The 10,528-nt window shown below is 49.9% G+C and carries 10 protein-coding genes; all 10 read right to left on the bottom strand.

Features of this window, described 5'->3' with window-relative positions; all coding sequences use genetic code 11:
• Window positions 1–265: helix-turn-helix domain-containing protein (locus tag G548_RS0114970; RefSeq protein ID WP_022794049.1), on the bottom strand; the 265-nt coding region annotated here is incomplete at its 3' end.
• Between the two features lie 91 nt (window positions 266–356).
• Window positions 357–1,466 carry a Nif3-like dinuclear metal center hexameric protein gene (locus G548_RS0114965; RefSeq protein ID WP_022794964.1) on the bottom strand — a complete coding sequence of 370 codons (1,110 nt, stop codon included), beginning with the start codon at window positions 1,464–1,466 and terminating at the stop codon, window positions 357–359.
• On the bottom strand, window positions 1,463–2,179 hold the full coding sequence (locus G548_RS0114960; RefSeq protein WP_022794963.1) for a tRNA (adenine(22)-N(1))-methyltransferase: 717 nt from the start codon (window positions 2,177–2,179) through the stop codon (window positions 1,463–1,465). Before G548_RS0114960 ends, G548_RS0114965 begins: the two co-directional genes overlap by 4 nt.
• Before the next feature lie 85 nt (window positions 2,180–2,264).
• Window positions 2,265–3,380: an RNA polymerase sigma factor RpoD gene (gene rpoD / locus G548_RS0114955; RefSeq protein ID WP_022794962.1), complete on the bottom strand. Its 1,116-nt coding sequence runs from the start codon at window positions 3,378–3,380 to the stop codon at window positions 2,265–2,267.
• Window positions 3,381–3,602: 222 nt separating this feature from the next.
• Window positions 3,603–5,429 carry a DNA primase gene (gene dnaG, locus G548_RS0114950; RefSeq protein WP_022794961.1) on the bottom strand — a complete coding sequence of 609 codons (1,827 nt, stop codon included), beginning with the start codon at window positions 5,427–5,429 and terminating at the stop codon, window positions 3,603–3,605.
• Between the two features lie 24 nt (window positions 5,430–5,453).
• On the bottom strand, window positions 5,454–5,921 hold the full coding sequence (locus G548_RS18415) for a DUF188 domain-containing protein (protein WP_022794960.1): 468 nt from the start codon (window positions 5,919–5,921) through the stop codon (window positions 5,454–5,456).
• Between the two features lie 12 nt (window positions 5,922–5,933).
• Window positions 5,934–6,749 carry a pyruvate, water dikinase regulatory protein gene (locus G548_RS0114940; protein WP_022794959.1) on the bottom strand — a complete coding sequence of 272 codons (816 nt, stop codon included), beginning with the start codon at window positions 6,747–6,749 and terminating at the stop codon, window positions 5,934–5,936.
• A gap of 15 nt (window positions 6,750–6,764) precedes the next feature.
• On the bottom strand, window positions 6,765–7,397 hold the full coding sequence (ccpN, locus tag G548_RS0114935) for a transcriptional regulator CcpN (RefSeq protein WP_027847464.1): 633 nt from the start codon (window positions 7,395–7,397) through the stop codon (window positions 6,765–6,767).
• Between the two features lie 44 nt (window positions 7,398–7,441).
• The gene (glyS, locus tag G548_RS0114930) at window positions 7,442–9,526 is read right to left on the bottom strand and encodes a glycine--tRNA ligase subunit beta (protein ID WP_022794957.1); all 2,085 of its coding nucleotides are present in this window, start codon (window positions 9,524–9,526) and stop codon (window positions 7,442–7,444) included.
• Entirely contained in the window at window positions 9,516–10,406 is an 891-nt protein-coding gene (gene glyQ, locus G548_RS0114925; protein WP_040881163.1) for a glycine--tRNA ligase subunit alpha, read from the bottom strand. The genes glyS and glyQ overlap by 11 nt, the downstream gene beginning before the upstream one ends.
• Between the last annotated feature and the right edge of the window lie 122 nt (window positions 10,407–10,528).

Raw genomic sequence — 10,528 nt, 5'->3', positions numbered from 1 at the left:
AGAGGTTAATAATATCCCGCTGGGATATCCCCTCATTCAGGTACGCTTCCACAGCTTCTTGTTTCCATTCCGGGGGATACCGCTTCCACTGGGTGGCTTTCGTCAGCGCTTCGGCTCCATGGCGTTCGTACCGATCGATCCATCCCCTTAACGTCTTTTCGTTGATGTCCCAATGACGACAAAACTCAGCCATATTCATTGTCCTCTGATCAAAAGCGTGGATGATTTCTATTTTCTGCTCGGTCGTATATCCTCGATAAGGCATAAAAATGCTCCCCTCTAAGCAAAACAGATGATTTATTTCATCTGTCTACTTAAAGGGGAGCATATCACTTGAGCGCGGAGGGATTTTTTTATCAGGCCAGCCGGAACGGTTCAGTGGACAAAGCAGAAGCCAGCCATTCCACCTGCAGCCGGCCCTGACTGCGGTGCTGCATTTCCTTCTGTACGCCTTTTTTCATGATTTTTTCCACATGGTGGCCGGGGTCTAGCATCGTAAGGCCATCCATCGCCGCATCCTGGGCTGTATGGAAATAAATATCGCCGGTAATGTACACATCTGCCTGCTTCGAAAGCGCCTGCTTCCAGTATTTGTTGCCATCGCCCCCGAGCAGGGCCACGCGTTTGACACGGGCGGCTTTTCCGTCCACCACGCGGACAAACGGCACGTCATAGCTTTTTTTCACCTGCTCCACAAACGCTTCAAGCGTCATTTCCTCCGGAAGATCTCCCACTCTGCCGAGTCCGTAAGGATCTCCTGGAAGGGCCAGTGGGTACAAATCATACGCTGGTTCTTCATACGGATGGGCAGCAGTTAAAGCAGCTTCCACGGACTGCCGGAGAGATGCCGGCACAATCGTTTCCATCCGCTTTTCGTCTGCAAACTCCATTTTTCCCTGCTCGCCTAAAAAAGGATCCGTACCGTCCCCCGGGATAAACGTCCCGGTCCCCGAAGCGGAAAATGTGCAGTGACTGTACCCGCCGATATAGCCGGCGCCTGCGTCCCCAACCGCCTGTCTTACTTCCTCCGCGTGAGACTCCGGTACAAAGGCCACCAGCTTATACAGCTGGTCTTCCCCTGTCGCAGCCAGCACCTCCGTGTTCATTAAACCGAGCGCTTCTGCCATCATGTCATTCACGCCCCCGGGAGCAATGTCGAGGTTCGTATGAGCAGCATAGACCGTTAAATCATGCTTAATGCACTTTTCAATTACCGGCCCCTGGCCATTTGCCATATCAAGTGATGTTATTGGACGAAACAGCAGCGGGTGGTGGGCAATGATTAACTCCGCCCCTGTTTTGACAGCTTCATCCACCACCTCTTCGGAGACGTCGAGAGTGGTTAGCACCTTTGTTACCGGCTGATTCCAGTCCCCGATCATCAGGCCCACCCGGTCGCCTTCCACAGCAAGCGACGGCGGCGCCCATTCTTCAAAGACCCGGATAACGTCACGTACAGTATTCATGTAATAACCTCCTCAGCCCATGCAATATATTGGTTTAATTTTCGTTTCTTTGCCGTTGTCTGTTCTGTCGGAACGGCGTTTGCCAGCTGGTTTAAAATCTGCTGCCAGTTATCTTTTTCCCTCATCCATTTGTCCTTAAAAGCATTGTTTCGCTCCCCAAGCAGGTACGGTCCGAACAACAGCTGTTTTTCCAGCGGCTCCTGCTGGTGGTACGGCGCTTCCGCTTCTCCCGGCACGGCCGTCAGTATTTCGTACACGTGGCGCTCCTCCTTCAGAATCTGCTCCCTGATAAGCTTCCAGCCGTTGTCGAGCAGCCACCGGCGGATCCGGTCCGCAGAGACGTTGGGCTGCAGAATCAGCTTCTGCACGGAGCGGAGATGCTCCCTGCCCTGCTCTAAAATATCAGAGATCAGCGTACCGCCCATTCCGGCGATAACTACTGTATCAATAAGATCATTTTCTGTCAGTACCGTGAGTCCGCTCCCGAGGCGGGTATCAATTTTACCTGTCAACCCGCAGGCCGCAATGTAATCCGAAGCAGCCTGAAGCGGCCCTGCATTCACATCTGCTGCTACTGCGTGTCCCGCCTCCCGGCGCACGACTGCTTCGACCGGAACCAGCCCGTGGTCCGTCCCAATATCTGCGACCACCGCCCCCTGGTCAATTTGTTCTACGATGACAGCCAGTCTGTCCGGCAATACAGCTTTTTTCATGTTTTCCTCTCTCTTCTATGTAAAATAAAAAAGGGGACACCTGCTTATTAGAAGCATGCGTCCCCTTGTATCTATGATGAATTCATTAGTCCATGAAATCTTTTAATCGCTTGCTGCGGCTCGGGTGACGAAGCTTTCTTAACGCTTTGGCTTCAATCTGACGGATACGTTCTCTTGTAACGCCAAACACTTTACCCACTTCTTCGAGAGTCCGCGTACGTCCGTCATCAAGGCCAAACCGGAGACGCAAAACGTTTTCTTCGCGGTCTGTGAGTGTATCAAGTACATCTTCAAGCTGCTCTTTCAGCAGTTCATAGGCAGCTGCATCCGACGGAGCCATCGCTTCCTGGTCTTCAATGAAGTCCCCAAGATGGGAGTCATCTTCTTCCCCAATAGGAGTTTCCAGTGATACCGGCTCCTGGGCGATTTTAAGAATTTCCCTTACTTTATCCGGAGTCAGATCCATTTCTTTGGCAACTTCTTCCGGAAGCGGCTCACGGCCAAGGTCCTGAAGCAGCTGACGCTGCACACGGATTAACTTGTTGATCGTCTCCACCATGTGCACCGGAATACGGATCGTTCTCGCCTGGTCGGCAATAGCACGGGTAATTGCCTGACGGATCCACCATGTAGCGTACGTACTGAATTTGAACCCTTTGCTGTGATCAAACTTTTCCACCGCTTTGATGAGACCCATGTTGCCTTCCTGAATTAAATCAAGGAAAAGCATGCCGCGTCCGACGTAACGTTTTGCGATCGAAACAACCAGACGAAGGTTGGCTTCTGCGAGACGACGTTTTGCTTCTTCATCGCCTTCTTCAATTTTAGTGGCAAGATTAATTTCTTCTTCCGCAGAAAGAAGCGGCACACGGCCGATTTCTTTTAAATACATCCGGACTGGATCGTTAATTTTAATGCCTGGAGGGACGCTTAAATCATTCAAGTCGAGGGTGTCTTCTTTTTCCACCTGTTCCATGCTTGGAACTTCTTCCCCCTCGTTGATAATATCAACGCCTTGTTCACCAAGGTATTCAAAAAACTCATCCATCTGCTCAGAATCCTGGTCGTAACTGGAGAGTTTTTCTGTTATTTCTGCATACGTTAACGTTCCACGCTTTTTGCCCGTTTCGAGCAATTGTTCTTTTACCTGATCGACCGACATTTCACCTTCCGCCAGCGGACGGCTTGGTTTTTCCGCCATTCGATCTCCCTCCTTCCAAGCTTCACACCTTGAATCCTACCCTGTCTCTTTACATGCCCGCAATTGTCTGTGCCGACGATTTCTTTTCCTGGTATTTTCTTAGCTGGTTGAAAGGACGGCGGGCACATAGAAAGAGCGTGCACATCAAACTGGCACGCTTTCCTTCTATCGTGATCATATCTTATCAACCACAAAGGAAAAGCGCAAGCAAATTGCTTCAGGCTAGTTTTTCTTCAGCTGCATCATCAATTCCATGATTCTTGTCAGCAACTGTCGCTGATTTGTTTCTGAATCACCATTTCTTTCAGCGTCTTTAAGCTGTTTCTGCCTTTGCAGTAATTCTTCCCGTTTTGGTCGAATTTTAATCTGTTCAACATAGTCAGACATTTCATTATCTGATATTTCTGCTGGAATGTCAAGATGCATCAGCTCAGAAACCAGGTTTACAAGCTCCTGCTCCTCAACGTATTCCATAAACCGGCTTACATCAGGATCATGGTCGTCGTCATAATAAGCATATAAATAAGCTGCGAGCGCTGTATGAGCATCAATGTTGAATTCTCCGCCAATCCGCTCTTTGACCTCCTCAGCCACCTCCCGGTTCTGAAGCATAAAAGCGAGGAGCGATCGTTCAGCGTTTTCATAGGCTGAGCGCATCGACACCTGTTTTTTCGGAAGCGCTCCGCTCCGCCACCGTTTACCTGCTTCTGCAGACGGAGGAGTCTTTGCTGTCTTTTCCTGCTGTTCCTTTTTTTGTACTTTGCGTTCTTCTTCACGAAGAGCATCCATCGACAGGTCAAATTCTTCTGCCAGCTGCTTCATGTAGAATTCACGTTCTACAGCACTGCTGATCAGAGATGTTTCCCGGAGTACTTCTTCGATATAGGCAAGACGGTCTCCTTCATTTTGAAGGTTTTTATTTTTACGCAGCTCCTGAACTTTAAAGGACATAAAAGGAACTGCACGCTCCGACAGCTGGGCCCTGAAAGCTTCTGCCCCGTACTCTTGAATATAGTCGTCCGGGTCCATATCCGCCGGAAACAGCGCCACCCGTACATCGATGTCCTGCTTTTCAAGAATATCTCCGGTTTTCCACGCCGCTGCCCGTCCGGCATTATCTCCGTCATAAGCAATTACCGCTTTGTCTGTTGCTTTTCGAATCTGCTCGGCCTGGCGTTTAGAGAAAGCGGTACCAAGCCCCGCAACCCCGTTTTTCACCCCTGCTTTCCACGCAGCAATAACATCCATATAGCCTTCGAACAGGACAGCTTCATCCTGTTTGCGGATCGCCTGGCGGGCTTTGGAAAACGAGTAGAGCGTTTCATGCTTTAAAAAGATGGGTGTTTCCGGGCTGTTTAAGTATTTTGGCGCCCCTTCCCCGAGCGCGCGGCCCCCAAAGGCAATAACCTGTCCGCGCTGGTTATGAATAGGAAACATGACCCGCCCGCGAAAACGGTCATTCCACTGCCAGCTGGATTCCTGGCGGAGAATTAGCCCGGCCTCTTCCATTTCTTCCAGGTCGTACTCCCTTTTTTCAAGCAGCTGGACAAGCATATTGTTTCTCTCCGGGGCATAGCCGAGCTGAAATTCTTCAATAATCTCTTCGCTGATGCCCCGGGCCGTTAAATAATCATACGCTTCTTTCCCCTGTTCCGTATTCATCAGCAGATGATGATAAAACTTGGCCGCCATTTGATGCGCTTCTTTTTTGGATTGGTGCTGTTCCCGTTCACCGGGGTATTGATCTTCGAGCTCGGGCAGGTCTGTGCCCGTTTTGGCTGCAAGGGATTGAATGGCTTCCACAAATGTCAGGCCGTCGTGCTCCATCAAAAAAGTTATGGCATTGCCGCCGGCGCCGCAGCCAAAGCAGTGATACAGCTGCCGTTCCGGAGAAACAGAAAATGACGGGGTATTTTCCCCATGAAAAGGACACAGGCCGAGATAATGTCTCCCCTGTTTTTTTAGCTGTACGTAATCGTTGATGACTTCGACAATATCTGTCTTTTCCCGAATCTCAGCAACTTTTTCTTCTGGAATAAACGCTGCCACTTTGTTTCCTCCCTGATGAGCCTATTACCATTTGGACTCACTGCCGCCTGCTTCAAAAATCTCCAGGCCCTCAAAAAAAAGCTGGCGCTCTTCAAGTGATATTGCTTTAGGCCCTTTAACTCTGTGCTTTCCCTGTTTAGCCAGCACACCGGCATACCGGCCGGCAAGCAGCCATTCTTCGTCGCCTTTTTTCCAGCGCTTCCCCCGGAAAGAGAGAACCGCCGCTCCTTTTTCAAGAGCAATCGCTGCCAGCCCGTGATCATCGGCAATGACCAGGTCACCGGCAGAAACATGGTTCCAAATATACATATCCGCCGCTTCGGGTTCATTTTCCACCATCACGGTTTCTGCTTCATACACTTTATTTGATACGTGAGCGCTGCTTGCTACAAAAACGATCCGCATGCTTTTGCCTGCCCCCCACGTGTCGATCGTTTCTTTATGCGGGCATGCATCAGCGTCCACATACACTGTGGATTCCTTTTTCGTCATGCTGATCCTCTCCTAGCGCTGCTGAAACATATTGGAGATAATATTGGCTGTTTCTTCCACAGCTTTGTTGGATACATCAATTACTGTACAGCCGATTTTGTTCATCAGCTCTTCCGAATAGTCGAGCTCTTCCTGAATACGTTCCATACTCGCATAGTTTGCTTCCGGTCTCAGCCCAAGCGCTTTCAGTCGTTCTGAACGGATCCGGTTTAATTTATCGGCACTGATTCGCAGCCCGATGCATTTCTCACTCGAAATATTAAACAATTCCTCCGGCGGATCCACTTCCGGAACCAGCGGCACATTTGCCACCTTCAGGCGCTTATGGGCCAAATACTGGGAAAGAGGTGTTTTCGAGGTTCGCGATACGCCGATCAGCACAATGTCCGCCCGGACAATCCCCCGTGGGTCACGGCCGTCATCGTATTTGACCGCAAATTCGATCGCTTCCACCTTTCGGAAATAATCTTCATCCAGACGATATACGAGACCAGGTTCATATCTTGGCTGCCGGTTCGTGAGCGTCACCATCTTATCGAGTACCGGCCCCATAATATCAACAGTATCTACGCCGGCCTCCTCCGCGTGCTCCCGGAGGTACTGATTGATCTCGGGGATCACCAGAGTGAACGCAATCATCGCTTTCGCTTCCTTGGCGAGCTGAATGACCTCCTCTACCGTCCCCTCATCTTCAACGTACGGAATACGGCGCACTTCCATCCCGTCTTCCCCAAACTGACTCGCTGCGGCTTTCACTACCAGTTCAGCTGTTTCTCCTACCGAATCGGACACTACGTATACTACTGGACGCTCTTGTTTTGTGGTCATGTCTGCCTCCTCGGGTTAAAATAATTGGTTATTGGCCAGATCCACCAATACTTTAGTAATATTTGTCTTTGTGACCCTGCCGACCACTTCATACTTTTCACCACCGGCATCTTTTACTACCGGCAGCGCATCAATCTGGCGTTCTATCAGCTTGGTTGCTGCATAAACGACCAGATCTTCTTTTTTGCATATCGTGATATTGGGCATCCTTGTCATAATAATACTTACAGGGATTGCTTCTGTATCCTGGCGGCCAAGACTTGCCCGCAGCAGATCTTTTCTTGAAAGGACACCGGCCAGATAACCTTGTTTATCCACCACAAAGAGAGTACCGACATCTTCAAGAAACATGGTGCAGATGGCATCGTACACACTATCTGATTCCGAAACGACCACCGCGATTGACTGGTAATGCTTGACGGTTAATTTCTGCAGCTGATTGTTCAGTTCTTCGGTATCCGTTTTCCCAGTATAATAATATCCTACTCTCGGTCTTGCTTCTAAAAATCCTGACATTGTAAGAATGGCCAGATCCGGGCGCAGAGTGGCTCTCGTCAGTGAAAGTCTGTCTGCAATGTGCTCCCCGGTGATCGGCCCATTGTCTTTAACAATCTGCAGGATGGTTTCCTGACGCTCTGTTAATTCGATAGTGACTCCCCACCTTCATCGGCGCTTCGCACGGATGTATTGTTTTATGATGAAAAAACAATATTCCGAAAGCGGGCGAACCGTTCAATTTCCCTGGATAACAGTGCCATCTGCTGCAGTCTGTTCTGTTTTACCTGCTCGTCTTCAGCCATAACCATGACATGATCAAAGTAGGCATTGATGGCCGGCGTAACTGCCTGAATCGCTTGATACGCACCGGCAACATCCGCCTGACCAAGCGTTTCATCGAGCTGCTGGTTCAAGGTTTTGCTTTTTTCGTAGAGCTCTCTTTCCTCTTCAGCCTGAAACAGCTCTGTTTGAATATCTGAACCACTGTCTGTGTTTTTTGCGATATTGGTCACCCGGCTGAGTGCTTCCACCGTTGCTTTGAAGTCTGTTTCTTCGGCACGCGCTTGAATAAACACAGCTTTTTCTGTCACTACGTCAATTCTTTCGCCAAGATGAAGCAGCACGGCATCCGCAATGTCATGACGGATCCCCTCGTCAAGCAGCTTTTGACGGACACGCTGAGTAAAGAATTCTTCGAGATCCTTCAGGACATCCGCTTCTTCGCGCTGAAGAAGAGAACGCTCTTTGATTTCATCCAGCACCAGAACGATCAGCTGCTGAATAGTCAGCGGGAACCGGTGCCCGGTGATTGTCTGAACAATACCTGCTGCCTGTCTTCTCAGCCCGTGAGGATCCTGGGAGCCGGTAGGAACCATACCTACACCAAAGCTCGAAACAATAGTGTCCATTTTATCCACTGCGCTGATAACCGCACCTTCAACGTTTTGCGGAAGACTGTCCCCGGCGGACTTTGGTTTATAATGTTCTGCAATAGCTTCGGCAACTTCGGTGTTTTCTCCTGCCATCCGGGCATATTCTCTTCCCATAACTCCCTGGAGCTCGGTGAATTCGTCCACCATTAACGTTACGAGGTCGAACTTGGAAATGTGAGCAGCACGCTTAACATTTTGCACCTTCGCACTGTCGAGCTGCAGGTATTCTGCGAGCCGGGTGCTGACAGTTTTTACCCTCATTACCTTTTCACCGACTGTGCCGAGATTTTCCTGATAAATAACATGGTTTAATTTTTCCACCGCTTCGTCCGGCGACACTTTCTGGTCCTCGTCATAGAAAAACTGGGCATCTGCCAGACGGGCACGGAGCACCTTTTCATTTCCTTTCCGCACCTGGTCAATGTGGTCAGTGTTACCGTTTCGTACTGTAATAAAATACGAAAGGAGACTGCCTTCGTCATTTTCCACCGGAAAATACCGTTGGTGTTCTTTCATGGAGGTGACGAGCACCTCACGCGGGATGTCCAAATACGCTTCGTCAAATGAACCATGCAGCGCGGTCGGGTATTCCACGAGCTGATTCACTTCGGCAAGCAGCTCTTGATCGATCGGAATGTGCCAGTTGTTTTCCGCTTCAATCTCTTCGATCTGGCTGCGAATCAAATCCGTTCTTTCAGAAGCATCTGCAATCACGTACTCCTCTTTCAGCTGCTGCTCGTACGTTTCCGGCTTATGAATCGTAATGGCATTTCCCAAAAACCGGTGTCCGTAAGAAGTATTGCCGGCAGTGCGGTCTGTAATCGTAAACGGGATTACTGTTTCTCCGTACAACGCCACAAGCCATTGGATCGGTCGCACAAAGCGAAGCTCATGACTTCCCCAGCGCATGTTTTTCGGGAAAGTGAGCGACGTAATAATTGCTTCCATCTGCTGCAGCATTTCTGAGGTTGGCCGACCCTTATGTTCTTTTTCTACAAAAACGTACTCGGTGCCTTTCACCTCTTTAAAGTACAATTCCTGGGCCTCAACCTGCTGGCCTCTGGCAAAACCTAAAGCAGCCTTGCTCCATTCCCCGTCGTCTGTAAGAGCGATCTTTTTGGCCGGGCCGCGGGCTTCTTCGACCATATCCTCCTGATAATCAGCCAGGTCTTCCACCCGGAGTGCGAGCCGTCTTGGAGTGGAAAACATATGAACGGCGCTATAGCTGAGCCGCTGCTCCTGCAGCCAGGTTTCTGTTTTTTCCTTCAGCTGCTTGACGGCCCCCTCCACAAAGCGGGCAGGCATTTCTTCCACGCCGATTTCAAGTAAAAAGTGATTAGTTGTCATAGTTCATCGCCTCCTGCTTCCGTAGCGGAAATCCTAGTTTTTCCCGTTCTTCGTAATACGCTTTTCCGCATTTTCTTGCCAGATTGCGCACCCGCGCAATATATCCGGTTCTCTCCGTCACTGAAATCGCCCCGCGGGCATCGAGCAGGTTAAACAAATGCGAGCATTTTAATACGTGATCGTAGGCAGGCAGCACCAGCTTTTCTTCAATGGCACGCTCTGCTTCCTTTTCGCTTGCGGCAAACTGATTCAACAGCAGCTCTTTATCCGCAATTTCAAAGGAATACTTCGAATGCTCGTATTCCGCCTGTAAAAACATATCGCCGTACGAAACGCCCTCTACCCATTCCATGTCAAACACATTTTCTTTATCCTGAATATACGACGCGAGCCGTTCGATGCCGTATGTAATCTCAGCTGTCACCGGATGGGCGTCCATGCCACCGACATGCTGAAAATACGTGAACTGGGTAATTTCCATGCCGTCAATCCAGACTTCCCATCCGAGGCCCCAGGCACTCAGCGTCGGAGCTTCCCAGTTGTCCTCCACAAAGCGGATGTCGTGGGCAAGCGGGTCAATACCGATCGCTTCCAAGCTCTTTAAATACAACTCCTGGATGTTGTCCGGCGAAGGCTTCATGACTACTTGAAACTGATGGTGCTGGTACAAACGGTTCGGGTTCTCCCCGTAGCGTCCGTCGCCCGGCCGCCTCGACGGCTCTACGTATGCTGCGTTCCACGGCTCTGGTCCGATGCTGCGCAGAAACGTCATCGGGTTCATCGTCCCCGCTCCCTTTTCCACGTCGTAGGCCTGCATAATAATACAATTCTGGCCAGCCCAGTAGTTCTGCAATGTTAAAATCATTTCCTGTATATTCATTGCCATGTTAAACACCCCTTCTGCTTTTCGTTTATTTCATTAAAAAAGTCCCTATACCTGTCACTCAGGTATAGGGACGGTTATCGCCGCGGTTCCACCCTACTTGCTTTTTGGGCACTATA

Source organism: Marinococcus halotolerans DSM 16375, assembly GCF_000420725.1.
GTDB lineage: Bacteria > Bacillota > Bacilli > Bacillales > Marinococcaceae > Marinococcus > Marinococcus halotolerans.
The sequence above is the reverse complement of the archived record's forward strand: the minus strand, read 5'-3'. Positions and strand labels throughout refer to the sequence as shown.

Excerpts from the sequence above, each read along its gene's own strand:
- G548_RS0114960 (WP_022794963.1), bottom strand. The coding sequence starts at position 2,179 with ATGAAAAAAGCTGTATTGCCGGACAGACTGGCTGTCATCGTAGAACAA.
- G548_RS0114965 (WP_022794964.1), bottom strand. The coding sequence starts at position 1,466 with ATGAATACTGTACGTGACGTTATCCGGGTCTTTGAAGAATGGGCGCCG.
- G548_RS0114940 (WP_022794959.1), bottom strand. The coding sequence starts at position 6,749 with ATGACCACAAAACAAGAGCGTCCAGTAGTATACGTAGTGTCCGATTCG.
- glyQ (WP_040881163.1), bottom strand. The coding sequence starts at position 10,406 with ATGAATATACAGGAAATGATTTTAACATTGCAGAACTACTGGGCTGGC.
- G548_RS18415 (WP_022794960.1), bottom strand. The coding sequence starts at position 5,921 with ATGACGAAAAAGGAATCCACAGTGTATGTGGACGCTGATGCATGCCCG.
- glyS (WP_022794957.1), bottom strand. The coding sequence starts at position 9,526 with ATGACAACTAATCACTTTTTACTTGAAATCGGCGTGGAAGAAATGCCT.
- rpoD (WP_022794962.1), bottom strand. The coding sequence starts at position 3,380 with ATGGCGGAAAAACCAAGCCGTCCGCTGGCGGAAGGTGAAATGTCGGTC.